We start from the raw sequence: 22349 nt of genomic DNA on the forward strand, positions 1-22349 counted from the left end.
GGACGATGAGACGCAAGCTCCGCCCGCCGATCCCGCCCCGCCACGGGCTGGACCCCGCCCGGCTGAAACTGCCCGACGGCGAGTGGCCGACGCTGCTGGCGCACCTCGTCGACCGGCTGCCGCGCGTGGCGCCGGACCGCATCGAAGAGATGCTGCGCGAAGAACGCATCCACGGCACCGACGGCCCGCTCGGCGTCGACACGCCGTACGCGCCCGGCTCGTTCATCTGGTTCCACCGCGACCTGCCGGACGAGGTGCCGGTGCCGTTCGCGATCGATGTCGTGCACCGCGACGAGCACCTGCTGGTCGTCGACAAGCCGCACTTCCTGGCCACCATCCCGCGCGGGCAGCACATCCTCGAAACCGCGCTCGTGCGGCTGCGCCGGGACCTCGACCTGCCGCAGCTGTCCCCCGCGCACCGGCTCGACCGCGTCACCGCGGGCCTGGTGATGTTCGTGATCACGCCCGAGCTGCGCGGCAGGTACCAGACCCTCTTCCGCGACCGCCGGGTGCACAAGGAGTACGAGGCGATCGCGCCGTACGACCCGGAACTGGCGCTGCCGAGGACGGTCCGGAGCCGGATCGTCAAGGAACGCGGGGTGCTGGCCGCCCAGGAGGTGCCGGGCGAGCCGAACGCCGAGACCTACGTCGAGCTGCTCGAGCACCGCGCCGGGCTCGGCCGGTACCGGCTGGCGCCGTCGACCGGGCGGACCCACCAGCTGCGCGTGCACCTGAGCGGCCTCGGCGTCCCGATCCTCGGCGACGACTTCTACCCGCAGCTGCACGAAAAGCCGTTGGGCGACTTCACGAAACCGCTGCAGCTGCTGGCCAAGGTGCTCGACTTCGACGACCCGCTGACCGGCGCGCACCGCCGCTTCACCAGCGGGCGGCGCCTGACGGCCTGGGACGACCTCGACGCCTGGGCGGCGCCCCCGGCGTGAACCGGGGGCGCCACCGCGGACTCACTTGTGCCAGAACTTGACGCCGCTCCACTGCACGGTGATCGGCCCGGCGCCGCTCGCGGTGCGGTAGGTGCCGAACTTGTCGTAGTAGCTGCCGCCGGGACTCGAAATCGTCTGCTTGAGCGACCCGTTCAGGTACACCTTGTGCGAGCTGCCGACCTGGTTGATCGTGTTGACCCGCACCGACGTGCCGACCGTGGCGCCGCTGCCGAGCGTCGCCCCGCCCTCCACCGCGTACATCCGGCCGCCCTTCTCGACCGCCAGCAGGAAGTACGGGCCGGCGTTCGAGCCGTCCCGGAACGTCTGCTTGAGGCTGATCCGGGTGCCGGACATGCTGGTGATCTTGAAGGAGCCCTCGAACTGGTGGGTGCCGCCGGTGTAGGTGGTGTAGCGGCGTTCCGCGCGCTGGTCGCCGCTGCCCGTCGAGCAGGTGAGCTGGAACGTCAGCCCGGACGCCTGGCCGCACCCGCGTTCCTGCTCGGTGTAGCCCGGCGAGTCCGCGGTCCACGGACCGGTCCCGACCTGGGCGTCCGCCGCCGGGGCGAGGATCGCGAGTCCCGCCGCGACCGCCGCGGCCACGCCCGCACCGTGAAGTCTGCGCACCGTCAACCTCCTGTGTCACTCGAGGCGGCGGTGGCTCGGTCAAAGGTCCAGACCTCTACCCGGCGTGGGAGTGACTGTACGAGCCCGGACCACCCCGGGCAAGACCCACGTCCCGCCCACGGGGTACGTCGGAAGTTTTCTTCCGGCCCGCTGTCGAATCCGGCCCGGCCCGTTCGACAGACTTGCAGAAGCAAGATCGACCACCGAGGAGCACCCCATGCGCACCCTGATCTCCACCTCGTTCGTCTCGCTCGACGGCGTCGTCGAAGCCCCCGGCGGGGAGCCGGGCTACCGGAACGCGGGCTGGACGTTCAAGGACGTCGACTTCGAGCCGGCCGCCTACGCGATCAAGGGCTCCGAGCAGGACGAAGCCACCGCGCTGCTGCTGGGCCGGGTCAGCTACGAGGCGTTCGCGCCGGTCTGGCCGGGCATGACCGTCGAGTTCGCCGGCTACAACGCGATGCCGAAGTACGTCGTGTCGACCACCCTCACCGAGGCGGACCTGGTGGACAACTGGGGCGAGACGACGATCCTGTGTTCGCTGGACGAGGTCGCCGCGCTGAAGGAGACCGAGGGCGGCCCGATCATCGTCAACGGCAGCGCCACCCTCAACCGCGCTTTGGCCGACGCCGGCCTGATCGACCGCTACCACCTGCTGGTCTTCCCGGTCCTGCTCGGCGCGGGCAAGCGGCTGTTCAGCGAGACCGACAAGGACAAGCAGAACCTGAAGCTCGTCGAGAGCGAGTCCTACGGAAACGGGATCCAGAAGCTGGTCTACGACGTCGTGCGCTGATCGGCGCCGGGTCCGGCCGATGTTTCACGTAGAACATCTGTTCGAACATCGTGTACGGTCGGACCCATGACGACCCCGGCTCTCCAGGCCTCGCTATTCGGCGAATCCGGTCCCGTCAGGCTGCACGCACTGGCGCCGCGGCGGACCGAACTCGGCTCCGGCGCCTGGATCGACGTCCAGCCCGGCTGGCTCGACGGCGCCGACGAGGTGTTCACCGACCTCGTCACCGGCGTCCCGTGGCAGGCGGAGCGGCGCCGGATGTACGACCGCCTCGTCGACGTCCCGCGACTGCTGTGCTTCTACCGCGAAGCGGCGCCCCTCCCCCACCCCGTGCTGGCGGAGGCCCGTGACGCGCTGAGCGAGCACTACGCCGGCGAGCTCGGCGAGCCGTTCCGCACCGCGGGCCTGTGCTACTACCGCGACGGCCGCGACAGCGTCGCGTGGCACGGCGACACCCTCGGCCGCGGCAGCAGCGAGGACACGATGGTCGCGATCCTCTCGGTCGGCGCGGCCCGGCAGCTGGCCCTGCGCCCCCGCGACGGCGGCGAGTCCTGCCGCTACGCCCTCGGCCACGGCGACCTGATCGTCATGGGCGGCTCGTGCCAGCGCACGTGGGAACACGCGATTCCCAAGACGAACCGGGCGGCCGGGCCGCGGATCAGCATCCAGTTCCGGCCGCGCGGGGTGCGCTGAGAATCCACAGAGGACGGACGCCGCCGTCAGTCCGCCAGGACCGGCAGCTCGTCCAGACCGTACACAATGGACACCTTGCGGAACGACAGTTCCTCCTCCGGCACCGCGAGGCGCAGGTTCGGGAAGCGGCGGATCAGTGCCGGGTACGCCGTGCGCAGCTCCATCCGGGCCAGTTCCGCGCCGATGCAGCGGTGGATGCCGTAGCTGAACGCCAGGTGGGACGTCGGCTCGCGGGTGGCGTCGAACACCTCCATGTCCTCGCCCAGCTTCGGGTCGCGGTCCGCGGCCGACAGCGACACCAGCACGATGTCGCCCTCGGCGATGCGGACGCCGCCGATCTCCATGTCCTCCTTGGCGAACCGCGGGAACGCCATCTGCACCACCGTCAGGTAGCGCAGCAGTTCCTCGACGAACCGGTGCACCGCCTCGTCGTCGCCGCGGACGGCGTCCATCGCCTTCTCGTCGCGCAGCAGCACCAGCGCGCCCAGGGCCAGCATGCTCGCCGTCGTCTCCAGGCCGCCGGTGAGCACGCCGTCGGCCAGGCCGGCCAGCTCGCGGTCGTCGATCTCGTCGCCGTGCTCCTTGATGAGCATGCCGAGCAGGCCGTCGCCGGGCTCTTCGCGCTGCTTCTTGACGATGTCCAGCAGGTACGTCAGCGATTCCGACATCGCGCCGAGCGAAGCGCCCGCGCCGCCGAAGAGGTCGAAGCGCGCGGTGCTGAGCCGCTGGAAGTCCTCGCGGTCCTCATAGGACACGCCGAGCAGCTCGCAGATGGTCAGCGACGGGATCGGCAGCGCGAACGCCTGCCACAGGTCGACCGGGCCGTCGGTGGCGGCCATCGCGTCGAGCTGGCCGGCGACGATCTCGTCGATGCGCGGGGCCAGGCGGCTCAGCCGGCGCATGGTGAACTCCGGCGTGAGCAGCTTGCGCAGCCGCGTGTGCACCGGCGGGTCCGCGAACCCGAGGCCGCCCGGGTTCTGGTCGGCCGTCACGCCCGCGTTGCCGACCAGGTTGCCGAAGTCACTGGAGAACCCCGTCGCCTTGCCGAGCACGGCCTTGGCCTCGTCGTACCCGGTGACGAGCCAGGCGTTCATCCCGAACGGCAGGTCGAGCTTGCCGATCGGCGCTTCGCGGCGCTTCTCGGCCATCGCCGGCACCGGGTCGAGGCCATCCCGCTTCAGCGGCAGCAGCGCCGAATCGGGCAGGATGGCCGACATCTTTTCAAGGTCGAAGCCCTTTTTCGACTGCCGGGCGAGGTACCGTCGCCCGACCCAGCCCAGGACCCGTGAGCGGAGACTCCCCATGGGACCGACAGTACCGCACTAGCCCGATCGGGTGACGGGAAGCGAGACGGGGTTCACCCCGGCTTGCGGGCCAGCAGGCAGGCCTGCGGCACCTTCTCGTACGGCGGCTGCGGCTCCCGGACCAGCCGGGCTTCCACGACCAGCCCGGCCGTGGCGCACAGCCCGGCCACGAAGTCCGGCTGCAGCCGGTAGGCGTCCAGGGAGATGTCGTGCCCGTAGCCGTGGACGATGTGGCGGCGCTCGTCGCCGACGTGGAACCCGGTCAGCAGCCGCCCGCCCGGCGCCAGCACCCGCGCCAGCTCCGCGACCACCGGCGCCAGTCCTTCCGGCGGGGTGTGGATCAGCGAGTACCACGCCACCGCACCCGCCAGGCTCCCGTCGGCCAGGTCCAGGGCGGCCAGCGAACCGACCTCGAAGCGCAGTCCCGGGTGCGCCCGGCGGGCCGCGTCGACCATGCCGGGCGAGAGGTCGACGCCGAACACGTCCAGCCCGAGCGAGGCCAGGTACCCCGTCAGCCGGCCCGGGCCGCAGCCGAGATCGCCGACCCGGCCGCTCTTCCCGACCAGCTCGGCGAAGGTGCCCAGCATCGCCCGGTCCCACGGGCTGTCGTCCAGCAGATCCCGCAGCTGCTCGGCGTACGAGTCGGCGACGGTGTCGTAGGCGGTCCGGGTCTCGGTCACGAAGGCGGGTTCGGTCACGGACCCGACCCTAGCGGCTCGGCGGCAGCTCGCGGTTCTCGGTGATCAGCCCGTGTTCAGTGGCGAGGTAATGGAAGTACGGCCGGCCGCGGTCGTCGGTGCCGGTGAAGAGCGTCTTCGAGCGGCCGTCGGCTTCGGTGTTGACGCCGTTCGTGCGGGCCAGCACACCGGAGGAGGCCAGCCACTCCCGCGACGCGCCCACCGGGCGCCAGCCGCGGCCGTCGCCGGTGAAGTCGGCGAGGGTCTTCGTCATGTCCACCGAACCGGTGATCCGCAGGTTCTGGTCGTCGGTGATGTTCGCCGTCGCGTCGGTCGTCAGGGGGTAGGACCAGGTGTGCCGGTCCGCCGACCGCACCCGGCCGTCCACTGTGGACACCGACGTCTGCTGCCCGGCGTCGGCCTGCACGACGTGCTGGGTGAAACCGCCGCCGGTGACGTCGTCGCTGTTGCGGTAGTCGCGGGTGCGCTCGACGCGGGTGTACACGCGGCCGGCCGAGGTGTCGACGTAGCCCGCCGTGACGTCGTGGCGCTTCGCGGTCACGGTCACATTCACCCCATCGGGGATGTCCTGCACCGTCGTTTGCCTGGCCGGCGCGGTCGCGACGTCGTGCTGAGTCAGGGCGCCGGACGTCCGCGCGGCGTTTTTGTCGGTGGAGAGCAGTAGCGTCGGGACGACGGTGAATTCGCCGCCGATGTCCGGGAAGGAGAAGGAGAGGTCATGGGTACCGCCGTCGACGAGCCGGCCCGCGAAGGGCGTGACGTCGTAGGTTTCGGCGTGCAGGCTGAAGGTGTCGATCGCGACGACCGGCCGCCACAGCTGCGGCACGATCCCGCCGGAGTAGATGTGCGGGAACGTGAACGCGCTCCCGGCGGGAACGCCGTCGATCGCGAAGTTCGCCTCGCGGTACGGGCCCTTCCCGCACAGGCCGGCCGCCGGGTACTTCGCCGAGACGGCGTCGGGGACGTCGTCGAACCACTGCTCGTCGCAGGCGTGGCCTTCGAGGGTGACCTCGAGGTAGGCGCGGGTGATGTTGCGCGGCAGGCCCTGCGCGGTGAAGTGCACGGTGGGCGCGGCCGGGGTCGCGTCGGCGTGGCCGAACCCGGCGACGTGGTCGGGCGCCGCGGCCGCCGGGTGCTTGCGGTCGGCCTGGTAGTAGGTGAGCGTCACGGTCTGGGCGTAGACGCCGGTGTAGATCGCCGAGTTGTAGTTTTCGATGCCGCCGTGGAACGGCTGCGGGGTGCGCAGCAGCGCGCTGTAGGGCGTGAGGTCCTTGGTGAAGTGGTAGGTGATCGGGCGGTGGCCCTCACCGCTGGGCTCCTCGGTGGTCCCCCACCAGACCTCGGTGGCGCCGATCCGCAGGTCGCCGATCCGGTCGTACTGCCGCCCGCTCACCGTCACGGTCTGGTCCATCACGACCTTCGCCCACGGCCCGGGGCAGGCCTTCGGCGGAGTCAGCGTGCCCTCGTAGAACCGCGGGCTGCCGTCGGCGGCGTTGGAGCGGAAGGCGTCGGCGAGCGTGACGGTGCAGTGCGGGGTGTCCGGCCGCGAGACGGCGGGCGCGGCGGTCACCGGATCGTCGGTGTCGCCTTCCACGACCAGCGAAGCCGAAGCGACGCCGGGAAGGAGGAGCAGGGACAGGACCGCACCGATCAACACCAGTCTCCGCACGCGGGCCACCCTAACCCGCGGCCGGCCCGACGATCGGCTGGACATCAACGGGACAAAGGCCGGTCACGGCACGCGCGGCCCTTGGTCCGCGCCGGGCCGGTCGCCTAGCATGCACGGCGGGTGAGGGAGGACGGCCGTGAGCAGCCTGACCGGGGACTTTCCCCCGGGCAGCTTCCTGGCGAAGCTGTCCGAGACGTCGAGGACCGGTCTGCTCGGCCTGGGCACCCTCCGGGAGTATGCCCCGGGCAAAGTGCTGCTGCGGGAAGGCGAAACGACCGCGCACGCGTTCGTGCTCGTGACCGGATTCGTCAAGGTGACGGCCACGACGCCCGAAGGGCACCTGGCGCTGCTCGCCATCCGGGCCGCGGGCGAGCTGATCGGCGAGCTCGCGAGCATGGACGGGCAGCCCCGGGTCGCGACGGTCACCTGCGCCGGCCGGGTCGGCGCCCGGCTCGTCACCCAGCCCGAGTTCCACCGGTTCCTCGCCGGGCACGCCGACGTGGCGCTCGCGGTCGGCAGCAGCGTGGCCGGCAAGCTGCGCTGGGCGACCCGGCGGCGCGTCGACTTCGGCAGCCGCGAGGTGCGGATCCGGCTGGCGCGCGTGCTCCTGGAGCTCGCGGCGGCGTACGGGACGCCGGGCCGCGCCGGGGTCGAGATCGGCGTGGACCTGACCCAGCCGGAGCTCGCCGCGCTGGTCGGCGCCGCCGAACCGACGGTCCACCGCGCGCTCGCCGGGTTCCGGCACGCCGGCATCGTCGGCACCGGCTACCGGCGGATCACCGTGGTGGACCGCGCCCGCCTGGAGTCCGTCGCCGACGGCTGACCTCACGCGAGGGCGGTGACCACGAGCAGCAGCGGGCCGCAGAGGAACAGCACGCCGGTGCCGGCCAAGGCCCGGCGGACGTGGCGGTACTTGACCATCGCCAGGTCCGCCAGCAGCCTCGACAGCTGGTGCGCTTCGGCGCACTGCCGGTGCACCGGGACGCGCGCGGGCGGGCCGGTGCCGCCCGCGACGGTCGGGAAGGCGAACCGGTTGGGCACGGCGAGGCGTTCCGTCCGCGGCCGCAGGGCCTGGACCAGCTGGTACGCCGAATAGCCGTACCCGGCGACGAAGCAGGCCAAGATCGCGAACACGGCCGTCCGCAGCCCCGCGGCCGGCTGGAGCGCCGGCAGGAAGGCCAGCTGCGCGGCGACGAGCGCGGTGATCGTGCTCTGCACCGCGACCACCGTGCGCACCTTGTCGTCCGCGTGCTGGACCGCGCCCTGGAACGACGTCACGGTGCTCAGCGCGGTATCGAGCTCCCGCGCCGGCCCGGAATCCGGTGCGGGCACGCGTTTCACCGCTTTCGGGCTCATCGCCGTCTCCCCTCTCCCGGTCCCAGTTTTCCGCGATCCGGGTGCCCGCACCCCATCGGATGACGGGTTCGCCGGCGCCGGTCCGGGCTTCCCTGGCGTAACAGCCCACGCACGCGCCGCGACAGCAGCGTCCGGACCACGGGGGTAGCGCTGAACCAACGACATTGGCCGCCGGACTCGGTGCTCGGGCTGCTCGGCCCGCGCACCGCGGACGCGCTGCTGGACCTCGGGACCCCGGTGACGTACGGCCCCCGGCAGACGGTGCTCCGGCAGGGCGAGCCGAGCCACCACGTGGTGATCCCGCTGGCCGGCGCGCTCAAGGTCGTCGTCGACACGGAGTTCGGCCGCCCGGTCCTGCTCGCGCTGCGCGGCCCGGGCGACATCCTCGGCGAGATGTCGGTGTTCGAACAGCGGCGGCGGTCGGCCAACGTGCAGACCTGCACGCCGGTCCAGGCGAAGCTCGTCGGCAAGGCGCAGTTCACCGAGTTCCTCGACCGCCATCCCGACGTCTGGCGGGCGGTGGCCAGTTCGCTGAGCACCCGGCTGCACTGGGCGAACAGCCGCCGCGCCGAAATCCTCAGCTGCCCGGCACCGATGCGGGTCGGCCGCGTGCTGGCCGAGATCGTCCGGCGCCACGGCCGCCGCACCGACCACGGCTGGATCCTCGACCTTTCCCTCACCCAGGCCGAGATCGCCTCCCTCACCGGGGTCGCGCTGAGCACGTTCGAGAAGACCACCCAGCGCCTCCACCGTCTGGGTGTCCTGCGCAGCGAATACCGACGGATCGTCGTCGACGACCTCGGCGCGTTGCTCCGATTCAGCAGGCTGGCCGACCAGAACCCGTACCTGTACGGGGTCGGCGGCGCGGACGTGGCTCAGAGTTAGGAGATTCGCGCAGTCGATCACCGGAGGCCACCGTGACGGACGCCAGCCAGTTCTCCCGGACGCTGCTGCTCGCGGTCGACGCCTGGCGGTACGGGACCCGCGACGACCGGCAGCAGCACGAGCTCCAGGGCGCGCTCGCGGAAGCCCTGCGGGACGCGGCGGTGCGCAGCGGGCTCGATCCGGACCGGTGGCAGCGGCAGGAGGCGGGCGACGGGTTGTTCGCCGTCATCGCGGACGAAGGCGCCGAACCGAAGGTGGCCGGCCCGTTCGTCCGGGCGTTGCACGAGTGGCTCGGCCGGCACAACCACGACCGGCAGCCGCAGGCCCGGCTGCGGCTGCGGGTGGCGGTCCACCACGGTGTCACGGTCCCGGCCGACCTCGGGTTCGCCGGCGCCGCGCCGGTCCACGTCTGCCGGCTGCGCGACGCGCACGCCGTCCGGGCGGCCCTGGAGGTGTTCCCCGAGGCGAACCTGGTCTTCGCCGTGTCCGAACCGATCTTCGACGGCTCGGTCCGGCACCGCCACACGTCGCTGGGCGCGGAGGACTTCACGCGCGTCGAAGTCGCGGAGCCGGCGAAAGACTTTTACGCCACGGCGTGGGTGCACGTGCCCGGCATCGCGGCCGAGCGGGTCGGCGCCTGCCTCGAGACGCTGGCCGTGGGCCTGCGGTTCGCCGGGGCGACCGCGCCGCCGCCCGGCTTCGTCGAGCAGGTCGTCCGGCCGGCCTTCGAAGCCGCCGGGGTGACCGCACCGGACAGCGAGGACCTGACGTTCCGGGTGCCGGCCGCGCTCGCGGGCACGGCACTCGCCGGCCGGTGGATCGAGGCGGTGCGCACGGCCGCGGCCGCGAAGTTCCCCCAGGCCCGCGTGGCCGTCGGCATTGCACTGGCCCCGGACCCGGCGGCCGCCCGCGCCGAGGCGGCGGAACTGGCCGGCGCCGAGCCGGCCGCGCGCCTGCTGGCCGCCACCGGCCGGGGGCGGCTCGTGGTCGTCGTCTCCGAGCGGGTCCACGAGGTGGTGGTGACGCGGGGTGGCCGCCTGGTGTTCCCGGAGTCCTACCGGCGGCCCGAGGGCGAAACCGGGTGCTGGATCAGGGTTCCGGGCCACTCGGTACCGCCGGAACCGGCGCCCGCCCCGGAGCCCGCACCCCAGGCTTCGGCCGTCACCCACGGGGACAACTCGATGGCCGTCGGCCAGGGCACGTTCACCGCACCGCTCTACTTCGGCGGCGAGGACCGGAGGCCCCGATGAGCGACGCGCCGGACAGCCCCGCCCCGGCCGCCACGCCCCCGGCGGATGCCCCGGACACGCCGGATTCCGCGGAGAAGGCCGACGACCGGCTCCTCGGCGACGACCAGCGCGGATTCGCGGACTCCTTCCGGAAGGGCAGCCACTTCCTTTCGCCGGAGGTCAACCAGTACGGCGCGGTCGTGTCGATCGGCCGGGCCGACATCAAGGCCCTGCAGGTCGGTCACGGAACCCAGATCTTCGTCGGGCAGACGGTGTCGCGCACGTCCGGACCGATCCGCGAGGAAGTCCTGACCTGGACGCGGGAGCGCTACCTCGAGGTGTCCGGGTACCGGGCACTGGCCGAGTCGCTGAAGACCAACCGCGTCCTGCTGCTGCGCGGCCAGCCGGGCACGGGCCGGGTCACCACCGCCCTGCACCTGCTGGATCGGCTCGCCCCGAGCCGGGTCTTTCCCCTCGACAGCGGCGAGTCCCTCAAGTCCCTGACCGAAACCGGGCTGCCGGAGCGCGACGCCGGCTACGTGGCCGAGCTCCCGCGGCGCATCGCGAGCTCTCTCTCGGAGACCCACCTCGGGAAGCTGCACGGATTGCTCGAGGACAAGGACGCCTACTGCGTACTGGTCGCCGAGGCCGATCCACGGCCTTCCGACGTCTTCGGCGGCTATGCACAGGACTACACCGCACCGGAAGCCGCTGCCCTGCTGAAGAAGCACGCCGGCCACGAGGTCCACGTCGACGATCCCGACGACTTCGAAGACCGGATGGCCGAGCTGCTGGCGGCGGACTGGGTCACGAAGGCGCTGGGCCCGGCCCCGCGCCCCCTCGAATCCGTGCGGATGGCGGCGCTGCTGGCCGAGCACGCGCGCGGGCGGAACACCCGGGTCGACGTCGAACGCGAAGCCACTCGGGGCGTTTCCTTCCAGGTCGCGGAATGGTTCGCCGGGATCCAGGGCCTGTCCCCGGGGGAAGACCGCGACGAGGCGCTGCGGCTCGCCGCCTTCCGGATCGCGCTGGCGGTGCTCAACAAGTCGCCGTACCACATCGTCGCGGAGGCGGCCGGACGGCTGGCCGGCCGGCTGATCGCGGCGACCGGCGCCACGGGCGTCCGGCGCACGTCCCTGTTCACCGACGACCAGGACCATCGCCTCCCCGCTCTGCGGGCGAAGGTGGTGCCCGGGGCCACCACCTTCGGCCAGGAACTGGTGCCCATGCCGCTGCTGGTGTTCCACGACGAGCGGTACCCGAGCACGGTGCTCAAGTACGTCTGGGACAACCACCACCGCCTGCGGGACGCCATCGCGTGGTGGCTGAACAAGCTCAGCAAGGATCCCCGGCCCCTCGTGTGGGTGCGCGCGGCGCAGGCCACCGGATACCTGGCCGGGCTGGACTTCGTCTACGGCTACGCCAAGATGATCGCCCCGGGCGCCGGCACCAGGCCCAAGAAGAACGCGTGGCGGCGCCGTATGTCGGCGGCGATCGCGCTGGACCAGGCCGCCCAGAACGAAGACCTCCGGCCGGCGATCCGGCGCATGCTGCGGCATTGGTGCCGCTCCGGCAGCTACGCGGCCCGCTGGACCGCTGCCGCTGCACGCAGTTTCACGCTCGGACGGCGGTACCTGACGGAATCGCTGAACGAGCTGCGAATCATCGGGACACCGGCGGAACGCCCGACGGTGATCGGCCTGGACGACAACCTCGTCTGGGTGGCCGGTTCCGGCATCGCCCGGCTGCTGGCCTTCGGCGAGATCCGCCCGGTGCTCGACTGCCTCGGCGAGTGGATCCGGAGCGATCGCAGCAGTCTCCGCCGGCTCGCCCTCTCCGCGGTGGAGCAGCTGACCAACCTCTGCGGATTCGACCTCGGCTTCCTGTCCCTGTCCGGGGGCAATGCACTCCCCGAGTTGCCTGCCGTGACGCAGAAATGGCCGCTGCTGCTCACCCTGCAGTGGCAGCAGCCCGAGCTCACCGAGCCGATCGCCGACCTGCTCCGGCAGTCACTGCGAGCCCGGGTCGGCGGGTACACGGCAAAAAACCTGATCGGCAAGTGGATCCGCATCGCCGAACGCGACGACGAATGCCTGGAAACGCTCGCCCGGTTCCTGCCTTACCTCGTCGAATCGGAAAGCGACCGGCTCCGGCTGAAGCACCTGATCGACCGGCTCCAGACGGACTGGGCCGATCCGCTGCGGCCCGAGGTCGCGGCCCGGCTGACCGACGCGGTGCACGCCCGACAAGAAAGGTACCTGCCGGCATGAGTGACGAACAGCAATCCGACGAACCCCCGCAGCCGCCTCCGGCACCGGCACCGGACCCGAACTGGCGCGAAGACGCGAAGCAGGAGGAGGCGCCGGAAGAGGAGGTCCGGACCGTCGAGCCGTCCAACCACCAGCCGATCATCGGCGAATACCGGGTCGGGCGCCTGGAGTTCCTCGCCCGGCGGGCGCCGGCGCGGCCGTGGACGGCGACCGTCTTCGTGCACAAGAACGGGGCCATGACGACGTTCCGCGGCGGGAAGCAGCCGACCGTGCTGCAGATGCTGTGGGGCGGGTTCCGCAGCCAGTACGAAGTGGACATGTCCCTGCGCCGCCTCACGCTGGGGATCACGCTGCCGAGCGCCGGGGACGCCTTCGTCTTCCGGGCCGCCGTCGACGTGCAGTGGCGGGTCGTCGACCCGGAACTGGTGGTGCGGACCGGGATCACCGACGTCCGCCGGATCCTCGTGCCGCAGCTGCTCGAGGGGCTGCGTCAGGAAACCCGGTCGCTGCAGATCGGCGACGTCGAATCCGCGGAGAAGGCGGCCGCGGCGTGCTTCGCGCCCGGCTGGCTCGAGGCGGAGCACGGGCTGTGGACGAAGGTGCTCGTGCGCCTGCGGATGGACAAGCAGGCCGAGCACAACCTGCGGCTCGCGTCCGAGGTGCAGGCGTTCAAGACGCTCATCGAAGGCGGCGACATCGACCAGTTCGCGCTGCAGCTGGCGCAGAACCCGCAGCAGGTCGCCCCGGTGGTCGAGGCGCTGGTCAAGGAACGGGACACGCACCGCAAGCAGGTGTTCGACTTCGTCAACAACCTGCTCGAGTCGGACGCGCTGGACCGCTGGCAGATCGACGACCAGGTCCGGGTGACGCTGGAGTGGCTCAAGGTGTCGATCAACCGGGTGATCTCGGGGACCGACGAGGCGCGCCAGCTGACGTTCACCGGGACGCCGCCGCCTCGGGAGAACGGGGTTGCGCCCGGACCATGAAACGTTTCAGATCATGGTAGGCTCACGGCTCTCAGCGAGGGGGTTCCGTGGTCGGCATCAAGGACGTCGCGAAACGGGCCGGCGTCTCGATCGGCACGGTGTCCAATGTGGTCAACCGGCCGCACGTGGTCGCGGCGGCCACCCGCAGCCGGGTGCTGTCGGTGATCGAGGAGCTGGGTTACGTCCGGGACGAGTCGGCGCGGCAGCTGCGCGCGGGCCGCAGCCGGGTCATGGGGCTGCTCGTGCTCGACCTCGGCAACCCGTTCTTCGTCGACGTCGCCCGGGGGGCCGAGCAGGCCGCGCACGCCGAGGGCCTCAACATCATCACCTGCAACAGCGGCCAGCGGTCCGAGCTGGAGGCCTCGTACCTGGCGATGTTCGCCGAGCAGCGGGTTCGCGGGGTGCTGCTGAGCCCGGTCGCGACGTCCGGCGAGGCCCTGCGGACGTTCCGGCGCACCGGCACGCCGTACGTCTTCGTCGACCGCAAGGTCCCGGCATCGGAGGGGAGTTCGGTGTCGGTCGACGACGTCGCCGGCGGCACCCTCGCCGGACGGCACCTGCTGGAAACCGGCCACCGGCGGATCGCGTTCGTCAACGGTCCCGCCATCCTCGCCCAGTGCCGCGACCGCGAGCAGGGCCTCCGCACGGCGCTGACCGGCTCGACGGCGGAGCTGACCGTGCTGGAGGCGATCGGCCTCGACGTCACCTCCGGCCGCGACGCGGGCGCCCGCCTGCTCGGCATGAGCCCGCGCCCGACGGCGGTGTTCTGCGCGAACGACCTGCTGGCCCTGGGCGTGCTGCAGGCGATGGTCGGCGCGGGCGTCCGCGTCCCGGAGGAGATGGCGATCGTGGGCTACGACGACATCGAGTTCGCGGGCGCGGCGGCGGTCCCGCTGACGTCGGTCCGCCAGCCGGCCCGCCGTCTCGGCCGCACGGCGGCGGAACTGCTCTTGGCGGAGACGTCGGACACGAAGCCGGAACGGCAGGCCGTGGTGTTCACGCCGGAGCTGGTCGTGCGCGAGTCGACCCGGGTGCGCCGCTGACGGGTGCGCGGCTAAATCGGTTGGGCATTCACCTGTCCGTCGGGCAGGCTCGGGATCATGGCGTCGAGGTGGGTGCGGCTGCAGGCCGTCATGGTGTCCGGTTCGGCCGCCGAAGGGCTGCTGCTGGCCGCCATCCCGCTGCTGGCCGTCTCCGTCACCACCGATCCGCGGGAAGTGTCGCTGATCAACGTCGTCGGGGAAGCGCCCTGGCTGCTGCTCTCCCTGTTCGCCGGGGTGCTCATCGACCGGGTGCGCCGGACCACCGTGCTGGCCTGGGCCTACGCCGTGCTCGCCGGGGCCGCCGTCGTGCTCGCCGCCGTCGCCTCCGCCGGGGTGCTCAGCCTGCCCGTGCTGCTGGTGGTCGCCTTCGTCATCACCTCGGCGCGGGTGCTCGGGGACGGCGCCAGCGGCGCGCTCGTGCCGGAACTGGTCGGGCCCGGGCAGCTCGCCCACGCCAACGCGCGGCTCACGGTGATCGACCAGGGGGTCGTGCGGTTCGTCGTGCCGCCGCTGACCGGGTTCCTGATCGCCGTAGGCGCCGGGGCGCCCGCGTGGCTGGCCGCGGCCTGCGCGGTCCTCGCGCTGGTGCTGGCCCGCCGGATCCCGTCGCAGTCCGTCGTGGCCGCGACGACGCACCCGCTGCGCGACCTCTCCGGCGGCCTGCGGCACCTGGTGCGGACGCCGCTGCTGCGGTCGATCACGATCAACGTCGCTCTCGGCTCGTTCGCCGCGAGCGCCGGCAACGCGATGTTCGTGCTGTACGCGACGCAGGTCCTGCACGTCGGCCCGGTCGGCTACGGCCTGCTGCTGGCCTGCCTCGCCGTCGGCTGGGTCGCGTCGTCGTTCGTGGTGCAGCAGGTGGTGGACCGGCTCGGCTACTCGTGGTCGATGCGGTTCGCGCAGAGTTTCGGCGTGGTGGCGCAGCTGCTGATCGCCGTCGTGCCGCCGTGGCCGCCGCTGGTGGGGGTCGTGCTGGTGTCGCTGACGGCGACGGTGCTGATCTGGAACGTCTGCTCGCAGTCCAGCCGCCAGCGCTTCACGCCGGCGCCGCTGCTGGGCCGGGTGCTGACCAGCCACCGGGCGCTGGCCTGGGGCCTGACCCCGCTGGGCGCGCTCGCCGGTGGCCTGGTCGCGGCGCACTGGGGCCTGCGTGCCGTCTGGGTGCTGGGCGCGGGCATCCAGGCCGTCAGCGCGGTGCTGGTGTGGTTCACCCTGTCCCCCGCGGCGTTCCGGCGGACCGAGGAACTCGCGGCGGCCGAAGCCTGAAACCGGGCGGTGTGCCGGGTCGGGGCACCGGCACACCACCCGGACGCCTAACCGCCCAGGGCCAGCGCCACCGCGCCCAGCAGCGCCGCGTCCTGGTCGAAGCGGGCCGCCACCAGCTCGGGCGGGAACGGGACCGCGTGCGCGAGCCGGTCCGCCAACGCCGGCAGGAGCACGTCCGCCGAACGGACCAGCCCACCGCCGACCGCGATGCGCTGCGGGTCCAGCGCAATCGCCAGGTTGGCCACGTGCATCGACAGCTCGTCGAGCGCCGCCGTGACCAGTTCCTTCGCCTCGACGTTCTCCTTCGCCAGGGCGAACAGCTCCCCCGCGGTGACCGGGCGGCCGAGCAAATCGCTCGCCCGGCCGCCCAGCCCACGCCCACCGACGGCTTCCTCGAGCGGCGCCGCTCCGCTCGCGAAACCCTCGGTGTCCTGCGGCGAGAGCAGGTTGTACCCGATCTCGCCGGCAGCTCCGTTGGCGCCGGTCAGCACCCGGCCGCCGATCAGCACCGCCGCCGCGATGCCGGTGCCCAGCGACAGGAACACCGCCGGGTCGGACCCGGCCAGTGCGCCCCAGCGCCACTCCGCCAGCGCCGCCGCCTTCGCGTCCGTGCCCACCGCGATCGACACGGCGGGGAACTCGGCGGCCACCAGCTCCGCCAGTCGCAGCTGCTCCCAGCCCGGCACGTTCGGCGCGAGCAGGATGCGGTCCGGCAGCACGATCCCCGGGCTGACGACGCCGATGCAGGCCGGCACCGCGCCTTCGTCGGCCAGGAGGGCCCTGGCCGCGGCGAGCGCGCGCACCACCACCTGCTCGGCCCCCGCCTGCGCGTCGGTGTCCAGCCGGCGGGTCGCCAGCAGGGTGCCGTCGCGGTCGGCGAGCCCCAGCGCCACCTTCGTGCCGCCGAAGTCGATCCCGAGAATCCGTTCCTCTGTCACGCGTGCGTCCCTCCCGTCCCCCGCACCACGACCCGGCCGGCGTTGAAGCCGTCGACGCTGATCACCGGGGCCGCCCCGCGCAGGTCGGCCGCCTGGTAGGTGACCGTCAGCGTCTGCGACTGGCCCGGCCACAGCGTGATGTCGTTGTCGTCCCAGGTCGCGTTCGCGAGCTGGTTGTCCCCCGGCGCCTCGCGCCCGTCCGGCGTCCCGCGGCGGACGTCGGCCCGAAGGAAGAACGCCGCGCCCGGCGTCTTCGCGGTGTTGGTGACGGTCACCGTGGTGACCAGGCCGCCGCCCTGAGCGCGGGTCGACGCGGTCACGCCGACCTGCGACTTCGGCAGGTTCTGCAGGGCCTGCAGGTTGCTGTACTGCGACAGCGTCGCCTGCGGGTTGCCGAGCGTCTTGGCCCAGTCGACGACGTCCTTCTGCGTCGACAGCCAGTAGACGTTCCGGTCGACGACCTTCCCGCCCTGCTTGACCTGCAGCTCCACGAAGTAGACCTGCGCGGGCGCGGGCGCCTTCGTTTCGGCGGGCACCTTCGGCTTCAGGACTCCCGTGCGCACGCCCTGCGAACCCAGCGAGATCCCCGAAGCCGTCTGGTCGTCGAGGACCTTGCCCGCGGTGTCGAAGACGCGGGCCTGCACCGAAAGGCCCGACTGCGTGGTGGCGCCGAGGTTGTCGAGCGTCACGGACCCGTTGTCGTAGCCGTAGAGCGCGTGCAGCGGCTTGTTCGCCTTCTGGGCGCCGAAGAACGCGCCGGCCTGGTCGCCGTCGTCGTTGTAGAGCGACCACAGCAGCGTCGGCCAGCCCTTGTTCAGCTGCCAGTAGACGACGCCGGTGGCCGGGTTGGCCTTGTCCGTCGAGTGGTGCAGGAACGCCTCGAACTGCGAGCGGGTGTTCTCGTAGTTCGCGATGTTCGCCAGGTCCACATAGGACTTGAGCGAGCTCCACTTCCCGTACCGCTGCAGGATGGACTGGTCCAGCGTGTACAGCGTGCCGAACGCGTAGCCGCCGTGGTCCGGCTCGAAGTTCGCGTGGTACTGGTTGTACGCCGGGTCCTGCCACAGCTTCGCCTGCTCCGCGGGCGAAAGGAACCGCTTGATCGAGTCGAGCGTCGGCACGGTGTGCCCGGCACTCTGCTCGCTCGCGAAGCCCCAGGCGCCGCCCGCGTTGGTGCGGCTGTCGTCGGAAGCGTCGAAGTGCGAGCTGTCGTACCAGTACGACGGCGGGACCCAGTCGTACGGGCCTTCCTTCTCGCCCGAGTTGCCCAGCGTCGGCGTGCTCTTGTACTCGGCCGACGCGATGACCGGCACCTGGAAGTCCTGCTGCTCGAACGCGGTGAGGACGGCCTGCTCCTGGTTCGGGAACGGCTCGTTGTCGCTCCAGCCGTAGTTGAACACGCTGGGGTGGTTGCGTTCGCGCTGCGCGATGCTCACCGACGAGTCGTGGATGATCCGCAGGTCGCGCTCTCCCAGCTGCTCGGCGGTGTCGGGCTGCCAGGCGTCACAGCAGAGGAACCCGCCGATCACCAGCAGGCCCGCGCGGTCGGCCTGGTCGTAGAAGTCCTGCGGCATGTCGTGGCCCTCGAGCCGGACACCGGACAGGCCCAGGTTCTTGATCAGCGCGATCTGGTGCGCGGTGTCGGCGGAGTCGTAGCGCAGGAACAGGTCCGGCGCGAACCCGCCGCCGCGGAACACGAAGTCCCGGCCGTTGATCGTGAACTGCCGCGCACCTTCGGGCAGCGGCGCGGACTTGCCGACCAGGCGCGAGGTCACCGTGCGGATGCCGAACGTGCTCTTCGACGACGTCGACAGCACGCCGCCCTGCGAGACCGCGGTGGTCAGCGTGTACAGCGGCTGGGCACCCATCGAGTACGGCCACCAGACCTGCGGGTGGGCGATCTTCACCGGCGCCAGCGCGACCGTCTGCTTGGTGTTCGCCGGGATCGTGACGCGCTGCTGCACGACGACCGGCGCGCCCGAGGGCGGCGTGATCGTCGCGGCGACGTCGCCGGTCTGCGGCGTGGCCGCGTCGTTGGTGACGTCCACCTTCACGGTCAGCTTCGAGCTGGACAGGTCGGCCGCGTTGTCCTGCACGACGTGCGCGTTGTCGCCGGTGAGGGTGTCGCCCACCTGCAGGGTCGGCGGGAACTGGAGGCCGGTGTCGTTGTCCGGCGGGATCTGGCTCCAGTCGACCTGGTCGAGGGTGTACATCTTCAGCGGGTTGTTCGGGTACACCTTGATCGCCAGGGTGTTCCTGCCCGGCTTGACCAGCTTCGAGACGTCGAAGGTGTGCCCGGCGAACGCGCCGCTCACGACGTCCTTCGTGGCGACGAGCGTGCCGTTCACCCAGACGTCGCCTTCGCCGACGATGCCGGGGATGGTCAGCTTGGCGTGCTGCCCCGGCCGGATGTCCGGCGTGAAGTCGGTGCGGTACCACCACGGGTCGGCGAACGGCTGCGTGACGACCGGGCCGAGCTTGTCGACGTACCCGAAGCACTTGCGCAGGTTGTCCGAGTAGAAGACGTCCGGGCACTTGCCGTTCTGCACCAGGGCGTTGATCTCGGTGCCGGGCGCGCCGGCGTCGTCGACCTTCACCGGCAGCCAGCCGCGGGTGGCGTACCCGGGCGCCGACACCTTGTCGCCGCCGTCCTTGACGTCCGCCGTCGTGCGGACCTGCCAGCCCTGGAGGCCGATCGTGCTGAGCCCGTGCGGCTTCGCGACGGCCCGGGTGTCCTGCGCGGCCGCGGGTCCGGCCACGCCCAGCACCCCGGGGACGAGGAGCAGCGCGGCGAGGACCGCGAACTTCCGGCTCATGCCTGAGCCCCTTCCGGTTCGGTGGCGAAGGCTTCCTTGATCTCCTTGGGGCCGAACGGCCACGTGTTCTCGGCCTTGGCGTAGACGAGGTACGCGATCCCGCCGACGGCGATCCAGCCCAGCGACAGCCCGATCGAGAGCCAGGTCGCCGAGACGTAGATGTAGACCCAGCCGACCAGCGCGAGCAGTGTCGGCAGCGGGTAGAGCCACTGCCGGTACGGGCGCCGGAGGTCCGGCTGCCGCCGCCGCAGCGTCCAGATCGCGGCGACCTGGGCCAGCGACTGGATGATGACCAGGGTCGCGACGGCCGCGTTGATGACTTCGGTCAGCGTGAACAGCGAGCCGATGATCGTGATCGCGCCCATGGTGAGCACGCCCGCGGTCGGCAGGTTGAGCTTCGGGTGCAGCTTGCCGAACACCGGCAGGAACACCTTGTCCCGCGCGGCTTCGAACGGCACCCGCGAACCGCCGAGCAGCCCGGCGAACACCGAGCCGATCGCGGCGATCACGATCAGCACGGTGATCACCTTGGCCGTGCCGGTGCCCCAGGCCTGCTCGAGGACGGAGGAGGCCACCGAGGTGGCGGTCTTGAGCTGGTCCAGCGGGATCGAGCCGAGCACGCCGACCTGCAGCAGGAAGTAGAGGCCCATGATGCCGAGGATGGAGAAGATGATCGACCGCGGGATGGTCCGGCCCGGCGAGCGGACCTCGCCGCCGAGGTAGGCGGTCGTGTTGTAGCCGAGGTAGTCGTAGATCGCGATGATCAGGCCGGCGCCGAGACCGCCCCAGAACGTGCCCTCGCCGGCCGAGCTGAACGCACCGGGCGTGAAGGCGAACGCCTGCGCGCCGCTGAAGTGCGAGAACGCCGCGACGATCGTGGCGAGCACGGCGACCAGCATGACCACGAACAGGCCGGTGGTCAGTTTACCGATCTGGCCGATCTTCCGGAACAGCGCCAGGATGATGAGCAGCGTGATGCCGATGCCGACGAGCTTGCCCAGCCCGGTCGTACCCGCCTCGTCGGTGACCCCCGGGATCAGGTAGCCGAGGTACTGGACGAGCCCGATGATGCCGGTCGACATGATCAGCGGGATGAACAGCACCGCGCTCCACACGAACAGGAACGGCATCAGGCGTCCGGTGCGGTACTGGAACGCTTCGCGCAGGTAGAGGTAGGTGCCGCCGGCCCCCGGCATGGCGGCCCCGAGTTCGGCCCAGATGAGCCCGTCGGCCAGCGCGACGATCGCCCCGATGATCCAGCCGAACATCGCCTGCGGCCCGCCCATGGTGGCGACCATGGCGGGGATCGTGACGAACGGGCCGATGCCGCACATCTGGGTCATGTTGATCGCGGTGGCCTGCAGCGGGCCGATCCTGCGCTCCAGGGCGGGCGGTTCCCCGGACCGAGTGGGTGAACTCACGACGTGCCTCCGACTAGTAGTTAGTAAAGTTTCTTAACATAGAACGCGCGGGGTCGAAAGGGTTCCGCCGGTAAAGTTGCGGCAACTCAGGAGGACGGGTGGGGCAAAACGGGCCACAGGTCGGAACCCCGGCGCACATGCGGGCGCTGAACCAGCGTCTCGTGCTCGAACGGCTGCGGACGCACGGTGAAGCGACCCGGCCCCGGATCGCGGCCGACACCGGGCTGTCGAAACCCACGGTGGGCCAGGCGCTGCTGGACCTCGAGCAGCACGGTCTGGTCCGGACCACCGGCCGCAGCCTGGCGGGGCCGGGCCGCGCGGCGGTGGTCTACCAGGCCGCGCCGGACGCCGGGCACGTGGTGGGCGTCGACATCGGGCGGCGCGTGATCCGCGTGGCCGTCGCGGACCTCGAAGGCAGCATCGTCGCGCGGCTCGACGAGCCCAACCGCTGCCGCTCGGCGAGCGCGCTGGTGCGCACGGTGAGCGAATCCGTCGAACGCGCGGTGGCCTCGGCCGGCCTCTCGCCGCACGAGGTCGTGGCGACGGTGGTCGGCACGCCGGGCGTCCCCGACCCGGCGACCGGCACGGTCCACCGCGCGCCCAACCTGCCGGGCTGGGAGCGGCGCGGGGTGCTGCACGAGCTGGTCTCGGCGCTGGCCGTCGCGGGCTCGGACGTGGTGGTGGAGAACGACGCGAACCTGTGCGCGGTGGGCGAGCACGCCCTCGGCGCGGCGCTCGGCGTCGACGTGCTGGTGTGCCTGACGGTCGGCACCGGGATCGGCATGGGCCTGCTGGTGGCGGGCCGGCTGTTCCGCGGCGCCCACGGCGCGGCGGGCGAGATCGCGGACCTGCCCTACGGCCCGATGCCCCCGGGTGCGGGAGCGCGACGCCCGGGCCCGATGGAGACGGCGGCGGCGGCCCAGGCGGTGGTCGACGCGGCCCGGGGCGCGGGGCTGGCGAAGGCGAGGTCGGCGAAGGACGTGTTCCGCCTGGCCCGCGCGGGCGACGAGCGGGCGGTGCGGGTGGTCGAGGAGGAGGCGGAGAAGCTGGCGTACGTGGTCTCGGCGGTGACGGCGGTCCTGGACCCGCAGCTGATCGTGCTGGGCGGCGGCATCGGCGGCAACGCGGACCTGCTGACCGAACCGATGCGGCGCGCACTGGCGGCGACGATCCCGGTGGTCCCGGACATCGTGGCGGGCCAGCTGGGCGAGGACGCGGTCCTGGCGGGAGCGATCGCCACGGCGCTGGGAACGGCCCGCGAGCTGGTGTTCGACCGCCGCGGCCTGCGCCCCACAGCAAGCGGCGCCTGAAAGCCGGACACCCGCGGCCCTTGCCGGTGGTCGGGGGTTGTTTTTGGGGGGGGTAAAGGCCGTAACAAAAACCCCAAAAACCACCCCGCGGGGGGAAAAAGGCCAGG

Annotated in this window: 19 protein-coding genes; 11 read left to right on the forward strand and 8 right to left on the reverse strand. The window is 71.9% G+C overall.

The features are described from left to right. Nucleotides 1–5 precede the first annotated feature (5 nt). Complete coding sequence (locus tag ABZW17_RS21735) at nucleotides 6–941, forward strand: RluA family pseudouridine synthase (RefSeq protein WP_354816821.1); 936 nt, start codon at nucleotides 6–8, stop codon at nucleotides 939–941. A gap of 21 nt (nucleotides 942–962) precedes the next feature. Here the strand turns inward: ABZW17_RS21735 and ABZW17_RS21740 are convergent, their stop codons facing one another. Continuing rightward, nucleotides 963–1541 (reverse strand): hypothetical protein, encoded by a 579-nt coding sequence (locus tag ABZW17_RS21740; protein ID WP_354816887.1) that lies wholly within the window; start codon nucleotides 1539–1541, stop codon nucleotides 963–965. 241 nt (nucleotides 1542–1782) lie between these two features. Here ABZW17_RS21740 and ABZW17_RS21745 point away from each other — a divergent pair, with 241 nt between their 5' ends. Both ABZW17_RS21745 and ABZW17_RS21750 read left to right on the forward strand, forming a co-directional pair. Next, on the forward strand, nucleotides 1783–2358 hold the full coding sequence (locus ABZW17_RS21745) for a dihydrofolate reductase family protein (protein WP_354816824.1): 576 nt from the start codon (nucleotides 1783–1785) through the stop codon (nucleotides 2356–2358). Between the two features lie 66 nt (nucleotides 2359–2424). After that, entirely contained in the window at nucleotides 2425–3051 is a 627-nt protein-coding gene (locus ABZW17_RS21750; protein WP_354816827.1) for an alpha-ketoglutarate-dependent dioxygenase AlkB, read from the forward strand. Between the two features lie 26 nt (nucleotides 3052–3077). Here ABZW17_RS21750 and ABZW17_RS21755 read toward each other — a convergent pair whose 3' ends face one another. From ABZW17_RS21755 to ABZW17_RS21765, 3 genes are read right to left on the reverse strand one after another with little or no spacing between them, the layout of a single operon-like run. Next, complete coding sequence (locus tag ABZW17_RS21755) at nucleotides 3078–4355, reverse strand: cytochrome P450 (RefSeq protein ID WP_354816830.1); 1278 nt, start codon at nucleotides 4353–4355, stop codon at nucleotides 3078–3080. Between the two features lie 53 nt (nucleotides 4356–4408). Beyond that, nucleotides 4409–5053: a class I SAM-dependent methyltransferase gene (locus ABZW17_RS21760; RefSeq protein WP_354816833.1), complete on the reverse strand. Its 645-nt coding sequence runs from the start codon at nucleotides 5051–5053 to the stop codon at nucleotides 4409–4411. Between the two features lie 10 nt (nucleotides 5054–5063). Next, complete coding sequence (locus ABZW17_RS21765; RefSeq protein WP_354816836.1) at nucleotides 5064–6767, reverse strand: peptide-N4-asparagine amidase; 1704 nt, start codon at nucleotides 6765–6767, stop codon at nucleotides 5064–5066. A gap of 91 nt (nucleotides 6768–6858) precedes the next feature. Between ABZW17_RS21765 and ABZW17_RS21770 the strand changes: the two genes are divergently transcribed. Beyond that, on the forward strand, nucleotides 6859–7545 hold the full coding sequence (locus ABZW17_RS21770) for a Crp/Fnr family transcriptional regulator (protein ID WP_354816839.1): 687 nt from the start codon (nucleotides 6859–6861) through the stop codon (nucleotides 7543–7545). A gap of 2 nt (nucleotides 7546–7547) precedes the next feature. Here the strand turns inward: ABZW17_RS21770 and ABZW17_RS21775 are convergent, their stop codons facing one another. Further along, entirely contained in the window at nucleotides 7548–8078 is a 531-nt protein-coding gene (locus ABZW17_RS21775) for a hypothetical protein (RefSeq protein ID WP_354816842.1), read from the reverse strand. Nucleotides 8079–8258: 180 nt separating this feature from the next. Here ABZW17_RS21775 and ABZW17_RS21780 point away from each other — a divergent pair, with 180 nt between their 5' ends. From ABZW17_RS21780 to ABZW17_RS21805, 6 genes are read left to right on the forward strand one after another with little or no spacing between them, the layout of a single operon-like run. Then, nucleotides 8259–8963, forward strand: coding sequence for a Crp/Fnr family transcriptional regulator (locus ABZW17_RS21780; RefSeq protein ID WP_354816845.1), 705 nt, complete (start codon nucleotides 8259–8261; stop codon nucleotides 8961–8963). Nucleotides 8964–8995: 32 nt separating this feature from the next. Further along, nucleotides 8996–10213, forward strand: a complete 1218-nt coding sequence (locus ABZW17_RS21785; protein WP_354816848.1) for a hypothetical protein — start codon at nucleotides 8996–8998, stop codon at nucleotides 10211–10213. Then, nucleotides 10210–12462, forward strand: a complete 2253-nt coding sequence (locus ABZW17_RS21790) for a hypothetical protein (RefSeq protein WP_354816851.1) — start codon at nucleotides 10210–10212, stop codon at nucleotides 12460–12462. Before ABZW17_RS21785 ends, ABZW17_RS21790 begins: the two co-directional genes overlap by 4 nt. Next, complete coding sequence (locus ABZW17_RS21795; RefSeq protein WP_354816854.1) at nucleotides 12459–13448, forward strand: hypothetical protein; 990 nt, start codon at nucleotides 12459–12461, stop codon at nucleotides 13446–13448. The genes ABZW17_RS21790 and ABZW17_RS21795 overlap by 4 nt, the downstream gene beginning before the upstream one ends. Before the next feature lie 47 nt (nucleotides 13449–13495). Further along, nucleotides 13496–14491, forward strand: a complete 996-nt coding sequence (locus tag ABZW17_RS21800) for a LacI family DNA-binding transcriptional regulator (RefSeq protein WP_354816857.1) — start codon at nucleotides 13496–13498, stop codon at nucleotides 14489–14491. A gap of 57 nt (nucleotides 14492–14548) precedes the next feature. Next, entirely contained in the window at nucleotides 14549–15757 is a 1209-nt protein-coding gene (locus ABZW17_RS21805; protein WP_354816860.1) for an MFS transporter, read from the forward strand. 47 nt (nucleotides 15758–15804) lie between these two features. Here the strand turns inward: ABZW17_RS21805 and ABZW17_RS21810 are convergent, their stop codons facing one another. From ABZW17_RS21810 to ABZW17_RS21820, 3 genes are read right to left on the reverse strand one after another with little or no spacing between them, the layout of a single operon-like run. After that, on the reverse strand, nucleotides 15805–16695 hold the full coding sequence (locus ABZW17_RS21810) for an ROK family protein (RefSeq protein WP_354816863.1): 891 nt from the start codon (nucleotides 16693–16695) through the stop codon (nucleotides 15805–15807). Then, entirely contained in the window at nucleotides 16692–19511 is a 2820-nt protein-coding gene (locus ABZW17_RS21815) for a beta-mannosidase (RefSeq protein WP_354816866.1), read from the reverse strand. The genes ABZW17_RS21810 and ABZW17_RS21815 overlap by 4 nt, the downstream gene beginning before the upstream one ends. After that, complete coding sequence (locus ABZW17_RS21820) at nucleotides 19508–20932, reverse strand: APC family permease (RefSeq protein WP_354816869.1); 1425 nt, start codon at nucleotides 20930–20932, stop codon at nucleotides 19508–19510. Before ABZW17_RS21820 ends, ABZW17_RS21815 begins: the two co-directional genes overlap by 4 nt. A 137-nt stretch (nucleotides 20933–21069) precedes the next feature. On the opposite strand from ABZW17_RS21820, the gene ABZW17_RS21825 reads away from it, so the two are divergent. Then, a complete protein-coding gene (locus tag ABZW17_RS21825) occupies nucleotides 21070–22242 on the forward strand; it encodes an ROK family protein (protein ID WP_354816872.1) in 1173 nt (390 codons plus the stop codon). The last annotated feature ends 107 nt before the right edge of the window (nucleotides 22243–22349 follow it).

Source organism: Amycolatopsis sp. NPDC004625, from assembly GCF_040609695.1.
Taxonomy (GTDB): domain Bacteria; phylum Actinomycetota; class Actinomycetes; order Mycobacteriales; family Pseudonocardiaceae; genus Amycolatopsis.